Annotated in this window: 14 protein-coding genes; 9 read left to right on the top strand and 5 right to left on the bottom strand. The window is 42.6% G+C overall.

Annotation, left to right across the window (positions count from 1 at the left end):
* Positions 1-23: 23 nt before the first annotated feature.
* From E4K67_RS25380 to cls, 4 genes are all read left to right on the top strand, one after another.
* Complete coding sequence (locus E4K67_RS25380; RefSeq protein ID WP_243454626.1) at positions 24-824, top strand: MBL fold metallo-hydrolase; 801 nt, start codon at positions 24-26, stop codon at positions 822-824.
* A 39-nt stretch (positions 825-863) separates the two neighbouring features.
* Positions 864-1,742, top strand: coding sequence for an AAA family ATPase (locus E4K67_RS25385; RefSeq protein WP_135551870.1), 879 nt, complete (start codon positions 864-866; stop codon positions 1,740-1,742).
* Between the two features lie 80 nt (positions 1,743-1,822).
* Complete coding sequence (locus tag E4K67_RS25390) at positions 1,823-3,181, top strand: VWA domain-containing protein (RefSeq protein WP_135551872.1); 1,359 nt, start codon at positions 1,823-1,825, stop codon at positions 3,179-3,181.
* 32 nt (positions 3,182-3,213) lie between these two features.
* Positions 3,214-4,632 carry a cardiolipin synthase gene (gene cls / locus E4K67_RS25395; RefSeq protein ID WP_135551874.1) on the top strand — a complete coding sequence of 473 codons (1,419 nt, stop codon included), beginning with the start codon at positions 3,214-3,216 and terminating at the stop codon, positions 4,630-4,632.
* A gap of 133 nt (positions 4,633-4,765) precedes the next feature.
* Here cls and E4K67_RS25400 read toward each other — a convergent pair whose 3' ends face one another.
* Entirely contained in the window at positions 4,766-5,143 is a 378-nt protein-coding gene (locus E4K67_RS25400; RefSeq protein ID WP_135551876.1) for a DUF6075 family protein, read from the bottom strand.
* A gap of 360 nt (positions 5,144-5,503) precedes the next feature.
* On the opposite strand from E4K67_RS25400, the gene E4K67_RS25405 reads away from it, so the two are divergent.
* Positions 5,504-7,174, top strand: a complete 1,671-nt coding sequence (locus E4K67_RS25405) for an ABC1 kinase family protein (RefSeq protein ID WP_135551877.1) — start codon at positions 5,504-5,506, stop codon at positions 7,172-7,174.
* An 89-nt stretch (positions 7,175-7,263) separates the two neighbouring features.
* Positions 7,264-7,521 carry a hypothetical protein gene (locus E4K67_RS25410; protein ID WP_135551879.1) on the top strand — a complete coding sequence of 86 codons (258 nt, stop codon included), beginning with the start codon at positions 7,264-7,266 and terminating at the stop codon, positions 7,519-7,521.
* A gap of 52 nt (positions 7,522-7,573) precedes the next feature.
* On the opposite strand, the gene E4K67_RS25415 is transcribed toward E4K67_RS25410, so the two are convergent.
* The 4 genes from E4K67_RS25415 to E4K67_RS25430 form a co-directional block, all read right to left on the bottom strand.
* A complete protein-coding gene (locus E4K67_RS25415; RefSeq protein ID WP_135551881.1) occupies positions 7,574-8,356 on the bottom strand; it encodes an acyl-CoA dehydratase activase in 783 nt (260 codons plus the stop codon).
* A gap of 44 nt (positions 8,357-8,400) precedes the next feature.
* Positions 8,401-9,618, bottom strand: coding sequence for a 2-hydroxyacyl-CoA dehydratase subunit D (locus E4K67_RS25420; protein WP_135551882.1), 1,218 nt, complete (start codon positions 9,616-9,618; stop codon positions 8,401-8,403).
* 15 nt (positions 9,619-9,633) lie between these two features.
* Positions 9,634-10,770: a 2-hydroxyacyl-CoA dehydratase family protein gene (locus E4K67_RS25425; protein ID WP_135551884.1), complete on the bottom strand. Its 1,137-nt coding sequence runs from the start codon at positions 10,768-10,770 to the stop codon at positions 9,634-9,636.
* A 112-nt stretch (positions 10,771-10,882) separates the two neighbouring features.
* Complete coding sequence (locus tag E4K67_RS25430) at positions 10,883-12,622, bottom strand: long-chain-fatty-acid--CoA ligase (RefSeq protein WP_135551886.1); 1,740 nt, start codon at positions 12,620-12,622, stop codon at positions 10,883-10,885.
* A gap of 325 nt (positions 12,623-12,947) precedes the next feature.
* On the opposite strand from E4K67_RS25430, the gene E4K67_RS25435 reads away from it, so the two are divergent.
* The 3 genes from E4K67_RS25435 to E4K67_RS30860 form a co-directional block, all read left to right on the top strand.
* Entirely contained in the window at positions 12,948-13,331 is a 384-nt protein-coding gene (locus E4K67_RS25435; RefSeq protein ID WP_135551888.1) for a desulfoferrodoxin, read from the top strand.
* Between the two features lie 170 nt (positions 13,332-13,501).
* A complete protein-coding gene (locus tag E4K67_RS25440) occupies positions 13,502-14,392 on the top strand; it encodes an NAD(P)-dependent oxidoreductase (RefSeq protein ID WP_135551890.1) in 891 nt (296 codons plus the stop codon).
* A gap of 769 nt (positions 14,393-15,161) precedes the next feature.
* Positions 15,162-15,246, top strand: an 85-nt coding sequence (locus E4K67_RS30860; protein ID WP_135551900.1) for an FAD-binding protein, incomplete at its 3' end; no start/stop codon positions are given.

The raw sequence follows: 15,246 nt of genomic DNA on the forward strand, positions 1-15,246 counted from the left end.
TCCATTTGAACGGGGGTTTCTGATTGACGATTGCTCAAAGGACAGAGGTCAAGGTTATTAACTGTAAAATGAAAATGTTGGGAACGACAATCAACGTTTATGTTTACTTTATTGACGGGATGCTAATTGACAGTGGTCCACGGCGGATGAAGAAGGAGATTGTGGATTTCTGCACTTTGAATCGACCCGAAAAGATTGTGCATACCCACTTTCACGAAGACCATACTGGAAATACAGCCTATTTAATAAGCAAACTCCAAATTCCTGCTTATATTCATCCTGAATCTTCGGACATTTGCCTCCAAAAAGGAAAGATACCCTTGTACCGTTTTGCTTTTTGGGGGAATAGAGAGGGCTTCCAAGCGGAGTCTTTACCAAAGATTATTAAAAATAGTCATTCTCGATATGAAGTGATTCATACACCTGGACATACTCCTGACCATGTCGTATTTCTGGACAAGAATGAAGGTCGGTTATTTAGCGGAGACCTTTTTGTCCAGCCTAGGACGCGGATTGTGCGGCGTCATGAAAACATTCCCCTTCTAATGAAATCTCTGCGCATCCTTCTAAAGGAAGACTTTGACACAGTTTATTGTGCGCATGCTGGAGTGCTCAAAAACGGATACCAATTAGTTAAGCAAAAACTATCTTACCTTGAAGAATTACAAGAAAAGATCCTAACCATGAGTAATAAAGGACAGGAAACAATAGTGATCGCCCGGAAGCTGTTTCCCCAGACGCCAACCATTACATATTTTAGTTTCGGGCAATTTTCTTCGTATAACTTGGTACGTTCACTTATTGAGGATAGGATCGGTCAATAATTCGGCAGAGAGTTAGACTTTTTTATGAGGAGGTTATTTATGCAGGCGTCCCCTTTGGATTTAGCTCAGTCGCTAAAAGAAGAAGGATATCTCATTGATGAGGAATCAGCGACCACCTTGTTTCTTTCTTTGGCCTTGGGAAAACCCTGTCTAATAGAAGGACCAGCAGGGGTTGGCAAGACCCAGTTGGCCTTGGCACTTGCGCGTACGGAAAAACGGAAACTAATCAGGTTACAGTGCTATGAAGGACTTGATCTCAACAAGGCATTATATGATTGGAATTATGCAAAACAACTTTTGCGTTTACAACTTTCCAAAACTGAAGAGTGGGATGAGATTAAAGTAGATCTGTTCTCTGAAGAGTTTTTACTTACCCGCCCTCTCTTAGAATCCATACTATCCCCAGTACCTGTTCTTTTGCTGATTGATGAACTGGATAAAAGTGATGAGGAATTCGAGAGTTTTCTCTTAGAGTTACTGGCTGAACGTCAGGTCACTATTCCCGAACTGGGGACTATTTCAGCCAAAACATCGCCGATTGTGATCCTAACTAGCAATAATACCCGAGACTTCAGCGACGCCCTAAGACGACGTTGTATTCATATTTATTTAGCATATCCTACTTTAGAGCTGGAGATTTCAATTCTTAGATCGCAAGCGCCCGAGCTTTCCGATCGTTTAGTAAAAGATGTTTGTGAGTTTGTTGCTAGGGTAAGGAAGCTGTCTTTACAAAAACCCCCGAGTGTCTCAGAAACAATTGACTTTGCTCGGGCTCTGAAGGCACTTCAAAAAGAGACCTTAAATTACGGTGAGCTCATGGGTACTCTCAGCGTATTATTGAAATATCCTAAGGACATTGCCAAGTTAGAGGAGCGCCTCAAAAAGTGGGAAACAGAAGCATCCCAACGCCTTGAGTAATTAGTGTAATTGAACTAACGGATTTCTACACTCGAACGACGTACCTCGTGTCTCGAACATCGAGTAAGGGGATGGAGACTATGGATGGATGGGATTTTATACGGTTAGTACATGCCCTAAGAGCGGTTTCGGTGTCTATTTCCTCCCAAGACATACTGGATGCCCAAATTTGCTTGGATCAATTTCCTGACTTATCGGAAAAACAGATTCTGAAATCGCTATTTATCCATCGTCCTCAGGATTTAGTGATGTTTGAGACGCTATGGAGAATCCTCATAGAAAATCCAAAGTTGAATGTTCAGGACTATTCGGAGGACCAGGAAGAAAATGTTGTCTTAGAAGAGAATCAAGACAGTGCTGGAATAGGAGGACAAGGAGTAGGCCGTGGCAGTGGCGGAGTCAGCCTTACTACTAAAGGTAATATTTTAAACTCTTCACACCTAACTAATCTAATTCCTTTTGCCCGGATTGTTGAGCTAACCTGTAGTGGATTAGAACTTGAAGAAATGGTTCAAAAAATTCTGGCAGAAATAGACTATTATACTTGGATCAATTCCAATGATTTAGCTTATCAACGCAGGGAACTTCCAGAAGAAGCCTGGTATACACATCTGGATAGTAGGGCATCTTTAATGCAAGAAGTTCGCCAGCAGGTATTGATGGCGCAGGTTAGCCACGAGAACAGTTGGGAACCTTTGGCACGGCAGCATTGGTTATTTAAGCCATTAAGCACTTTAACAGATGAAGAAAAAGACCTTGTAAAGTCAAGTATTCGAAAATGGGCGCGTAAGTTGGCACAACGACCAGGCTCGCGTTGGAAAACGAGCCGCCGAGGTTCAATCGATATTTCCCGGATTATTAAGCAAAGCGTACAATGTGATGGAATTCTTTTTAATTTAAGTTACCGTCAGAAAATTCCTCGTGTACCAGAACTAGTGGTGTTATGCGATGTCTCAAATTCAATGGCACCGTTTGTTGAATTTCTGATATATATGGTTACGTGCCTAAGGGCCCGCTTCCGAAAGATACGTGTATTCTTTTTTATCGATTCTGTCTGGGATGTCTCGGATTTTGTTTGGGATGATGATCCCAGCGGAGTGAAACAAGAGATCAAAAGTTGGGGGCATAAGGCTAGTTCTGGGTTTACGGATTACGGAAATGTATTTCGGGAACTGGTTGAGTACAATCTCCGAGAACTCTCATCTCGTGCGACCGTTGTGATATTGGGAGATGGGAAAAATAACTATCGACCCGCTCAATCGGAATACATAGCACAGATTTCTAGTAAAGCCCGCAATGTGTTTTGGCTAAATCCATTAGACTCTCAGGAGTGGGACGAGCCTGATAATATGATGAAAGAGTATCAAAAGTATTGTTCGAAAGTTTATCGGTGTCGTTCTGCTAGTGACTTACAGAGAATTGTTAAGGACGTTTTTTAGGGGAGGCTAAACTCATTTCTATTTTCGTTGCGATCGTCTTCTTAATTACTTTCACTCAGCTTGTATTTTTAGGATCTGTTATATTTTTAGAAAATAGAGATCCGACAAAAACAATAATTTGGCTTTTAATTTTAGGAGCCTTACCGATTTTGGGCGCTCTACTTTATATTCTCTTTGGACGCGTTGTACTGAAACGCCGCCTGTCTCGCCACAAGCAAATGAGACTGGAGGAAACCGAGGAAATTCTGATAGACAGACAGGTGAGACCCAGCGCAGAGGACGTTGACCAAGCAGGAGATATTCCAATGAATAAAAAGCTCGCCAGACTCTTGCTTAACGATGCCAATGCACCTTTGACTCTCAATAATCGTTCCGAAGTGCTGACCAACGGAAAAAAGACGTTTAGAGCATTATTTGCGGCACTAGAAGATGCTGAGGACCACATTCATTTGGAATATTATATTTTTCATAATGATGCCATTGGGAGGGATATCCTTAACCTTTTGATGCGTAAAGCGTCTGAGGGGGTCAAGGTACGCGTCCTTGTGGATGGATTGGGAAACAGATCCCTAGAGAAACGATTTGGAGAGCTGAGAAAAGCTGGGGTTGAGATGGCCGGATTTTATCCTGTCCGCTTTCCTTTCTTTTCGAGGAGACTTAACCTACGCAATCATCGGAAGATTGTTGTGATTGATGGTCGAGTAGGCTTTCTCGGGGGACTGAACGTTGGAGATGAATATCTGTCACGTAATAAGAAAATCGGCTTTTGGCGGGATACTTTCCTTAAGTTAGAGGGAGATTCGGTAAATTTTCTGCAAACGGTTTTTTTAAATGATTGGTATGTTGGTACTCATGAAGATATTAGTGGTCCGATGTACTATCCGCATTCACCACAGTTAGGAACTCAACTCACGCAAATCGCGGCCACTGGTCCCGACTCAGATTGGGGATCCATGTTACAAATATTCTTTGTGGCTTTGACGAGTGCTGAAAAGACAATTTATATTGAAACTCCTTATTTTATTCCAGACGAGGGGTCGGTCATGGCCTTGAAAACTGCTGCACTCAGCGGTTTAGACGTCAGAATTATCCTCCAAGGAGTTCCAGATCACAAGCTTACCTATTGGGCGTCACATTCTTATGTTGAAGAATTACTTGAATCAGGTGTCCGAATCTATCGTTACCAAAAAGGAATACTCCATGCCAAAGTCCTTATTCTCGATGGGGAAATTGGGGTAGTAGGATCGACTAATTTTGATATTCGGAGTTTCAGCTTAAATTTTGAAATCAGTGCCTTTATCTATAATTGTAACTTTGCTCAACGTTTGGAACAGGACTTTCATCAGGATCTCGCCGATAGTGAAGAAATAGTATTGGCAGACTACAAATTGCGTCCACTTTCAAACCGTATTAAAGAATCGAGCGCCCGTCTGTTTTCACCTCTATTATAACTGTGAATTTACGGATTCATCCTTAACGAAGACTCCCTAGTCATACAAGAATTGAAAACACAAATTTTAAAGCCGATTACTTCTAAATGGAGTAACCGGCTTTAATCGCGTTGAGTCCTATTGTTTTCAGTGTTTACTCTAAAAAATCTTCCATACTCTCACGTGAGAGTGACCAACGCAGTTTAATAGCTTGCAAAGCTATGCTGTAACTGGTCTGATCCCAACTTTCTAGAGCACGATCCAAGTCAAAGTTAGTGCTGGCCATGTACAAATGTTGGGCAAGCAAAATAAGAGCTTTGTGATTACTGGCAAACCCTTGTTCTAAGATTTTAGCAAAATCGATTACTTCTAAAGTGGTATGTCTTTTTGTAGAGGACCAAATTTCTTTGGTTGAGGTAAGTATGTAATAGGCAGCAAAATAGCTTGATTCGTTTGATTTTTTTTGTGTTAATAGAGCTAAGAAATGCTCCTTGTGTTGGCTATTGGCGTAGTAAATTTGTTCGAAATTCATGTAACAATCAGTCTCCCTTTAATTTGATGCCCTACAATTCCCTATGGTGTGCCACCTTAAGCAGAATTGAGTCTAGTATATGCGCTTTAGTTTATGACTAACAATGTTTGACGCGAAATCATATAATCATTCAATAGACTATATCAACTAAGCAGGGGAAGTGTCAATGAGGCCAGTAAGACTTATGCACCTTTGAACAGAAATGATAAAGTTATATTTAAGGGAATAGTAGTTTGGAATTGGATAAACTAGGTGTATGTGAAGCTTCCGTGGTATATTGGGATTAATTGCAGCTCATGATTAAATGACTTGTTTATATCCATATAGTAATACCGTTGAACAGGAGTTGAAGTAACCCTTATGGCATCCCACTCAAAAGTATTTCGAACAGAGAAAATTCTACGGTTGTTTGCTGGCTTTCTCCTGGAGATTGCCTGGTACAAATTTTTGCGCAAATTATATGGTCAGCGAACAGAGGGGCGCCTACCTGAGCTATATCGCAATCAGGCAATTCGTTTCCGCGAGACGGCTCTGGAATTAGAAGGTCTACTGATCAAAGTAGGGCAGTTTTTTAGTACTCGTGTAGATATGCTTCCTGCTGAATATACGTCGGAACTAGCTCTGCTACAAGATGAAGTACCACCTGTAAGAACAGCCCAAATTAAACGTGTGATTGCCAAAGAACTTGGCAATGCGGTGGAAACTATTTTTGCTGAGTTTGAGGATAACCATATTGCTGCGGCCTCTTTAGGACAGGTACACCGGGCAGTTTTGCATTCCGGAGAAGTCGTGGCTGTAAAAGTCTTGCGCCCAGGTATTGAGGAAATTATTGAAATCGATCTGGCAGCCTTCCGGGGTGTGATCTGGATGTTGAAGATTTTTACCAAGTGGGAGAAGTATGCGGATTTTGACGATATCTATGATGAATTTGGCGCTACGCTCCGGGAAGAGTTAGACTATCGGCAAGAGTTGGCCAATCTGGAGAGGTTTCAAGCTAATTTCCAAGATGATCCCATGATTTCAGCCCCGCTTGTTTATCCGGAACACTCCAGACAGCGGGTCCTGACAATGGAGTTTGTCGGCGGATATAAGGTAAACGACCGCGCGGGACTTCTAGCAGTAGGGCTTGAACCAGAAACGGTAGCGGGTACCTTAGTAGATGCCTATCTAAAGCAGGCTTTGATACATGGCTTTTATCATGCTGACCCGCATCCAGGAAACTTGTTTGTACGGTCGGACGGAGGAATCATTTTTATCGATTTTGGTATGGTGGGGCGGATTACTGATGCTAACAAACGATCCGTACGTAAACTGATCAGTGGAGTCATCAACAGTAATCCCGAAGAGTTGTCCCAGGCACTGCAAGAAATGGGGTTTATCAAGCCTGTAGCTAACCTCTTAAGTTTGCAAAAGGCCATTACTATTTTCCTTTTTGAGCTTAAAGATATTAGCTTTGAAGAACTGGGCACCATACAGGTGGACAAGTTTTTGGGTGAATTGCGTGAGTTCATATACTCCGAACCGTTTCAAATTCCAGCACACTATACATTTTTAGGTAGGGCTGTTGGTACATTATCTGGGATTGCAGCTGGGCTAGACCCAAACATGAATATTATGTCAGTAATTAAGCCATATGCTAAGCAGGTCCTCGGTGAAGACTTCTCACCCCTGCAATTGGTTTGGCAGAAAGCAAAAACGGTAGCTCTAGCAACGGTGGAGATCCCACCCTTGTTAGAGAAGACCTTAAAGGATTTTCGCTCTGGAGATGTTCAAGTCAAGGTCGAGATGGGTCCGATTCTTAGGCAATTGAAGTTTCAGGAGACCCTAGCAAATCGTCTGATGTGGACTGTTTTATTGGCAACTACCGGGATTGGTTATATACTTGTTTTGAGTAATGGACAAGAAAGTTTGGCCGCTAAATTACTGTGCCTCATGGGAGTTTTTGGTTTTCTCTTAATAAATAACTTGCGTAAACGAGCAGAAAAGCAGATGAAATGGCGTACACATTCCCATCGACAAAGCAAGTCTTAGGTGTACTTCATTAGACCATCATCATTATCGAACTATGGGAACTGTTATTAAACATGATGTCAATAAAAATAGTTTGGAGGGCTTATTCAATGAGCGACAAGGAATTTGGGGTCAAGTTTACCAAAACTGATAATGGGTTTAGAATCGAAGTGAGCGGGGATGAGAAAATTATCAATGCTCATCATGAAATGGTGGATGCCTGGAAAGAATTTATGGGTAAAGCTCGACAAGTTGCTAAAGCACATTTTCAACATCACCACCATCAAGAGCACAACGGATCTTGTGATAATGAAGTTAAGTGTGATAATGAAGTTAAGAAAGAGGACATTGACATTAAAGCTGAATAAATATTGGCAAGGGCCGGAGTTCAATGGAACTCCGGCCTTTGCTCGTAATAAACTAAACTTTGCGGATCTCCCGAGCAAGTATGGCTGCACCCAAAGCTGCAGTGATTACCGGCTCCCTGAAGACAAGAAGGGGATAGCCGAGCTGTTTTGCTAGTGCATTAACAACCCCTTGATTATGTGCAACTCCTCCAGTGAACACGATATCCGGTTCCAAGCCAGTACGCCTTGTCATAGAAGCTACCCTACTGGCGACTGAATCACACACTCCAGCTAGAATATCTGATTTTCGTGCACCCGAAGATACATGAGAAATGATTTCTGACTCGGCGAAAACCGTACAAAATGAGGAAATTTGTGCAGGATTTTCGGAGGCAGAGGCTAAGGCTCCGATTTCATGCCATTCAACTTCTAGAGCTGTAGCCATGACTTCTAAAAAACGACCTGTTCCAGCAGCACACTTGTCATTCATAGCAAAGTCTGCGACTTTACCGCTTGGTAATAATTTTATTACTTTGCTATCTTGTCCACCGATGTCAATAACAGTTCGGGCACTTGGGAAGAGATGACTAATCCCTTTGGCTTGACAAGTGATTTCGGATACTTCCCGATCTGAGGGAAAAGTGACCCGACCATACCCGGTGGCGACTGTGGCACTGACATCTTGAGAGGTTAACCTAGAATCAGCGAGAAGTTGGTCTTTTAGGCGAGTAGCGACATCTCGTCCGCTGAAGCCTGCTCGGGTCATCGAGGTACCGAGGATTTCTAAATCATCGGTGAGCAGGACAACTTTAACTGTCAGGGACCCAATATCTACTCCAACAAAATACTTTTGCATGTATTCCCTCCATAAACTATTTTTAAGAGGTTCGAGATTTGGGGTTAATCGAATGTTTCTAGGAAAGCCTGAACTCGATTGCGGATGGGTTCTTCTGCGTATGCTCTAGGATCAGCCATGTCTGCTTCGATCACTAATCCAGGAACCCCTGTTTCGTTCATCACTTTTCTGCGGATCACTTCTTGAACTAATGAATAGGGCTTACAGGAACGATTGGAATGCATTACAAAACCATCCGCCTTGTAGTCCCTAATTAAATTAGTCAACTGGTTAGCCCGGAAATCGGGGGATCGGTTGAGGAAAACCTCAGTGTAAGTCGCAGCTAATCGTTCCATCGGATCGCCTGAAACCTGCTCGAATGCCCATCCGCCACTATAGGTATCGGAGACAAAACATGCGCCTTTATCCGCAAACATTTTATAAAACGTAAATAATTGAGGCCAGATAGCAATATTATCCCAGACCAAACGAATGCGCTCGTTTTCGACTGCGCCCTGCCCTAACTCGACACGCTCTTTGACTTCAGCTACGAGTTTGCGGTAATAGTCAATTCCTTCTTGTGAGCCACGAAGAACGACGATGGGCGCCATATGGATAAAGAGATCGGGAGCATTAAGGGGAGACGGATTAGCTTGGCAATACTGGCGCGTTTCTTTCCAGAGCGAAGTGATTTCAGCACTTAGGTGCATCTGTTTTGCTAAGGCTTTTGCATCGAGGCGACGACCAGTTATTTTTTCCAAGTCCGTAACCATCGCGTATAATTGTTCTAAAACGTAGTCTTTAGCCTGCTGAGTTAATTCAGCTGTGAGAAATGGTGTATCCAGAACCAGTAGTGGTACTTTAAAATGGCGCGCTAATGCCTCATACCACTTCAGCACGGTTCCACAAATATTATTACAAGCGACCAAGAGATCGGGTTTAGGCATTCCACCTAAAGGGGCGAGGTCTGGTCTGAGAACTCCGCCGATATTTGACCGGGCATAGGAACAGAGATCCTGAGAATACCCAGCTGCTTCAGCGATCTCACACAAGCCCACGGTCGCTTTGCGGGCACTATAGATTGCGGCATATTGTTCAGGATAAGCAGAATGAATCTTAAAGGCACGGAGGAGTTCGACCGGAGCCCCGCTAGTGACCCAAGCTAAGGGTCGTCGCAAGGGTTTGCCCCAGTAGCGGTGATTGTTCGTAATGGCATAATAACGCCCCATGGTTTTCTGGAGGGCTTTGACACTAATTAGAGGACGGTAATTTCTTTTCACCATGTATTGTGCTCTCCTTTACAATCTAGCATCTTCGACCATACTTTCTAAGAAGGCCTGGAGTCTGGTTCTCTCTTGCCCGCCCACATCGGCCCCTTCAAGTTCCAAGGTTAGGGTGCGAATTCCGTTATTCTGAAAACACTTGGATAGTTCAACAGCATCCCAGGCATGGGGATCGCAGTATTTCCGGATGACAATAATTGCACAGTCAACATGTCGTTGTTGGGCTAGATCGCATAAATAGGACATCCGTTCATTCAGACTGCGATTTTTGCACGGACAGGGAGGCATTGCAGAGTACCGCTGGACGATGTCTGAAAGGGGATTTTCTGCTCCCATTACGGTGGGTCCCGAAAAGTGGCGATAACCACTACAAGTATCATCGGCGACGACCCTACCTCCTAAGTCTTCGATCATATTGAAAAGACTGTCATTTTCAACTATGGCGCCGCTAACGAGGACTTTAACGCGGTTAACGGGTGGTAGCGCTATGTCCTTTAAAGTAGGTAGGCAATTCTCGAGTGCTTGGGTATAATCAGAACGAGGCATAACTTGCCCAGCTCTGAGTATGGCAGAGACCAAAGCGGAAGGAAGGTTTGGACGTAGTGTATCAAGTTCAGTTGCCAATTTACGTGTGTAGGCGCATAGCTTCATGGCGTCTAGCAAAGCTTCTTCATTAATGTTCTGCTGGGTCAGTGTCATCAGTGCTTCCAAGAGCGTGTGCATTTCAGCGAGATAATAATGTGAGGCCCCGCTAGTGTTCAACATGACTGGTGGAACAATGTCGATAGTTTGGCTATTTCCACTCGCAGCCCAGATCCCACTTAGACACTGCATCGTGTCACAGGTATGAGTAAAGCCTATTCCAACAAGATCTTGCCACTTTCCGTAAATTGCCATGTCGAGAGTTCCCTTAGCTAAAGAACAACAGTAGGCGGGGAGTTCAGCCGGAGTAGAATTTCCAGCCTCTGGTAAGAGCCGCAATGGTTCTAAACCAGCGGCAAGAATGAGTTCTTCCGGGAAATATGAGCAAAAATAGCCGAAGAATCTCCTTTGTGGGTAGCGTTCTAAGCGTGCTGCACCATTGAGATTAGCTTCTTCGAGGAGCAGGTCTAAGGATTTATTGAAGTTAGTTTGCTCGTTTAGTTCTGACATTAGATTTTCTCCTCTCGTTAGGTTTAAATGATTTGCTTTGTATTTATGGTTGGACAGTAGCGGTGCAATTAAGGCGCTGGCACCTGGAGGCTTAGGGTAATCCAAGTTATATTTAAGACCCAAGTCTGGTGTCTGTGGGAAGGGGATGTGCTTGAACACCACTGTTTTCCTCGCGGAGGGCTCGTTTAAGTATTTTGCCAATTGCAGTCAGCGGAAGTTCGGAGCGAATCTCAACCTGTTGAGGGACTTTGTAGAGTATTAGATGTTCTTTACAATAAGAAATGATCTCAGGTTCTTTAACGGTTGCACCATCCCTTAGGGTGATAAATGCTTTGACACATTCTCCTTTATAGTCATCAGGAATGCCGATGACACTTGCCTCCTTAACTGCAGGGTGCTGATAAAGGACATCTTCTACTTCACGAGGATATACATTGAATCCACCAGTAATAATCATGTCTTTTTTTCGATCCACAATAAAGAAATAGCCATCTTCGTCCATGTAGCCCATATCTCCGGTGTAGAGCCAACCATCTCGAATAGTAGAAGCTGTATCTTGAGGTCGGTTGTTATAACCCAACATAACATCGGGACCTCTGAGTACAATTTCGCCGACTTCAAGGGGGGGCAGGTCTATTTCACCAGTCACGTTATCTCTAATGCGCATTATGACATCTGGAAAGGGGATCCCAATACTACCTGTCTTGTTGATTCCCCGATATGGATTAGCACAGAGCGCCGTGACGGCTTCAGTTAGCCCATATCCTTCCATGAGTTTGCTGTCTGTGAGTTCTTCAAACTGGTGCTTGACCTCAGGGGCTAAGGGCGCTGCTCCGACAAAACATCCGCGCAAAGAAGAAAGGTTATAATCTACTAAATGGGAATGGTTAATAAGACCAATGTACATTGTCGGTACTCCGGCAAAGAGGGTGGGATGGAAGCGGTGTATTCCTTTGAGAATGTCATCAACATTGAAGCGTGGTATTAGGACGCAGGAGGCACCTGAGATCAAAGGTGCATTCATGCAAACTGACATGCCGAAGCCATGAAATATTGGAAGAACAGCGAGAAGACGATCCCTTTTTCCCATCTGGACCCAGGCTGCTCCTTGGGTTGCATTGGCAACTAAGGAGTAGTGAGAAAGCATAACCCCCTTAGGTTTGCCGGTAGTTCCTCCTGTATAAATGAGAAGGGCAACATCCTGATGAAGATCTAAATTACTAGTGTGATTGAGCGGTGTTCCTTTATGAATTAGAGTTCTGAACCACACGCATTGTGCTAATCGGGCCTTAGCCTCTCTAGAAATCTTTCGGGACAGACGATAAAGAGCCTTGATAGGTAAGGGCATAAATTCATTAAGAGCGGTATAAAAAGTATGTTCTAAAAGATGATGCTCGCCTGCACCCTGGCAAGTATCTCTTGCATTTTCTAACCGTCCTGCTAAGAGATCCAAGCATATCGCAGTGCGTACCTGACCATCTCGAAAAATGTGTAAAAGTTCAGGCTCGGTGCTTAGAGGATTAACAGGAACGACCACTGCGCCGATGCTCAAGATGGCATAATAAGACATAACATACTGGGGGCAGTTTGGTAGTAGAAGGGCGATTCGATCCCCTTTCTGAATACCAATGTCTATAAGCGCTGTGGCTAAGCTGTTTACATAGAGTCCTAATTGCTTATAACTAATCTCAAGGCCGAAAAAGATCAAAGCAATGGCCTCTGCGTGGTTTTCGACACTCCGGTGGAATAATGCGTCGAGCGTTATTTCGGGGTAGCTAAGTGTTATAGCAACCTCGGAATCATAATGTTTTGTCCAAGGGATAAGCGGTTCACTGGTCGTAGCATCGTTCATTTTTGCTACCTCCTCGTTAATGCTAAGCTTATAACGTCTAAGCGGACTGAATGGGTATTCATACGCTATTAACTATATTATAGTGAAAAATATAGTTGTAGTATATATTTATTTAATATTCTGAAAAATTTTAATAATATCTTATTCAACCGTGAGACTCCCCCCGGAAGTCTCGATGTTCAACTTTCGTTAAATCAGTTCATTGGACTGAAAGGAAGATCACTTAAATATAATTATAAAAAAGAAGTACTTACAAGGAGGAAAATATTAAGCTTTTGGAGAATACTAATAAAAGGTTACGCAAAAAAGAATGGGGGCATATTTAATGACAAACTTGAGAGAACTTTATGTATGTAGTATTTGTGGAAATGTTATTGAAGTTGTTAATGCTGGAGCATCTGCACTAGTCTGTTGTAACAAACCTATGGATAAACTAGAGGCGGGTACTACGGACGCAAGCCTTGAAAAACATGTTCCCGTGGTTGAGAGTATCGACGGAGGGGTTAAAGTTAAAGTTGGTAGTGTAGCCCACCCGATGGAGGAAAAGCATTATATCCGATTCATCGAAGTCTTAACGAAGGAACAAGTTCTTAGAGCTGAACTAGCTCCAAACCAAGCACCAGAAGCTTCATTTCTCGTCAAAGCTGACGATGTAGTAGAAGTTAGAGAATATTGCAACCTTCACGGTCTCTGGAAAGCTACTAAGTAGTAATTTGGACGAAAGGGAGATAGACAGGATCAAAATCCTGTCTATCTCCCTTTCTAGATATGGGTATACTAAGTGTATAGACTTGAAGTTCTTAAGTTTCGTGCAAGATTTTAGATCTTCAATCTACAATAGTTTTTCTGCAGATTTTTGAAAGGGGAGTTTATAGGAAAATGGCAATTACAAAAGAGAATTCGATCATTGGTTTTGTAGGGACAGGAGTTATGGGTAAGAGTATGGCAGGCCATTTATTAAAGGCTGGTTATCAAGTGCTAGTTTTTAACCGTACAAAGGCTAGAGCAGAAGAGCTAATTCAAATGGGCGCGGTTTGGCAAGATACTGTCGCGGAGTTGGCTACTCGCAGTAATGTGATTATCACCATGGTTGGATATCCTAAAGATGTTGAACAAGTGTACTTCGGAAAAGACGGAATCATCAGTCATGCTAAGAGCGGAAGTTATTTAGTGGATATGACAACGTCAGCTCCCGCCTTGGCTAAGAAAATCTATGATGAATCACTCGCTAAGGGACTATATGCGTTAGACGCTCCTGTTTCGGGTGGGGATATAGGTGCAAAAGAAGCTCGTCTGGCTATTATGGTAGGTGGAGACGAAGCTGTATTTGATGCTCTAGTTCCAATTTTTAACTTCGTCGGAAAAAATGTTATTCTACAAGGTCAAGCTGGTGCTGGTCAACACACAAAAATGTGTAATCAGATCGCGATTGCCTCAACTATGATCGGGGTATGTGAAGCAATTGCTTATGCGAAAATGGCTGGATTAAAACCAGAAACGGTTTTGAAGAGTATCGAATCAGGAGCTGCTGGGAGTTTTTCATTAACTAACTTGGCTCCCCGTATGTTAGTCAATAATTTCGCACCAGGGTTCTATGTTAAACACTTTATTAAGGATATGACGATCGCCTTGGCTTCTGCTCAAGAAATGGGTCTACTTACCCCAGGTTTAGAATTGGCCAAATCATTGTATGATAAACTTGCAGAACAAGGAGACGAAAACAGCGGAACACAAGCTCTAATTAAACTGTACCTAGAAAAAAACCAGTAAATACACTTTTTAGTCGAACATGTTCTCCAGTATTTGTGATTTCAGTTGTGATTAATCGCCAAAGAGAAGTGGAAGGATCAATGGCCTTTGGATAATAAAATGTACTCCAATATATGTATTTCTACTCTCATAATTAGTTATTATTATGGCTAATCCCTGTTGTCACTGAGACAGTGTTAAGAAGTACAGTAAGCTAGTAACGATTACGTTATAAATACTCCAACCGACCTTAGGTGGTCTTTGATAGACTTAGACTACCTAAGGTCGAAGCATTTTAATTAGTTAGTGTGTTTAAGTCTTCTTAAGTTGGAAACAGGTCGAAGTATTATTAATTTAATTCGCGAAATTACGACAGAATTGCCCATCGAAAGTTTACTAAAGATTTTGTCAGCTATACAATATATTAATTACGACCATATTGACTCATTATGACTTTAGTGCTAGTCTTAGTTTGTGAGAAGGTATGTATAAAGTGATTTTGTGCAATTTCTCACGTTTTAATTATTAGACATTATTTGACGAATAAAACACCAAATGTTTGTATATGTGAAACAAATCATTTTCCAGATAACAAAGAGATGTGTCTAAATTCACAAGTTGCTTTAAGAGGGTTTATTTATTAAGTCATTTCCAGATTATCTCGATTGAAAGCAAATATCCTTCTACTATATAAGTAGAAGGAATGCTATAAGGTTGGTTCAAGGAAATCCTTGTGCCAGCTGACTCGGTGAAAGCTGAGAGTCTATCGACATATAAGGGAGGTAGCAGGATGGCCTATAAGAGTATTCTAGTGGTTGGAGGGGGAATAAGCGGACTTACTGCCGCTGTGGAAGCTTCCGAGGCAGGAAGCGAAG

This window comes from Desulfosporosinus fructosivorans (assembly GCF_004766045.1).
In the GTDB taxonomy this organism is placed as follows: Bacteria; Bacillota; Desulfitobacteriia; order Desulfitobacteriales; family Desulfitobacteriaceae; genus Desulfosporosinus; species Desulfosporosinus fructosivorans.

Excerpts from the sequence above, each read along its gene's own strand:
- E4K67_RS25385 (WP_135551870.1), top strand. The coding sequence starts at position 864 with ATGCAGGCGTCCCCTTTGGATTTAGCTCAGTCGCTAAAAGAAGAAGGA.
- E4K67_RS25390 (WP_135551872.1), top strand. The coding sequence starts at position 1,823 with ATGGATGGATGGGATTTTATACGGTTAGTACATGCCCTAAGAGCGGTT.
- E4K67_RS25400 (WP_135551876.1), bottom strand. The coding sequence starts at position 5,143 with ATGAATTTCGAACAAATTTACTACGCCAATAGCCAACACAAGGAGCAT.
- E4K67_RS25405 (WP_135551877.1), top strand. The coding sequence starts at position 5,504 with ATGGCATCCCACTCAAAAGTATTTCGAACAGAGAAAATTCTACGGTTG.
- E4K67_RS25410 (WP_135551879.1), top strand. The coding sequence starts at position 7,264 with ATGAGCGACAAGGAATTTGGGGTCAAGTTTACCAAAACTGATAATGGG.
- E4K67_RS25415 (WP_135551881.1), bottom strand. The coding sequence starts at position 8,356 with ATGCAAAAGTATTTTGTTGGAGTAGATATTGGGTCCCTGACAGTTAAA.
- E4K67_RS25420 (WP_135551882.1), bottom strand. The coding sequence starts at position 9,618 with ATGGTGAAAAGAAATTACCGTCCTCTAATTAGTGTCAAAGCCCTCCAG.
- E4K67_RS25425 (WP_135551884.1), bottom strand. The coding sequence starts at position 10,770 with ATGTCAGAACTAAACGAGCAAACTAACTTCAATAAATCCTTAGACCTG.
- E4K67_RS25430 (WP_135551886.1), bottom strand. The coding sequence starts at position 12,622 with ATGAACGATGCTACGACCAGTGAACCGCTTATCCCTTGGACAAAACAT.
- E4K67_RS25435 (WP_135551888.1), top strand. The coding sequence starts at position 12,948 with ATGACAAACTTGAGAGAACTTTATGTATGTAGTATTTGTGGAAATGTT.
- E4K67_RS25440 (WP_135551890.1), top strand. The coding sequence starts at position 13,502 with ATGGCAATTACAAAAGAGAATTCGATCATTGGTTTTGTAGGGACAGGA.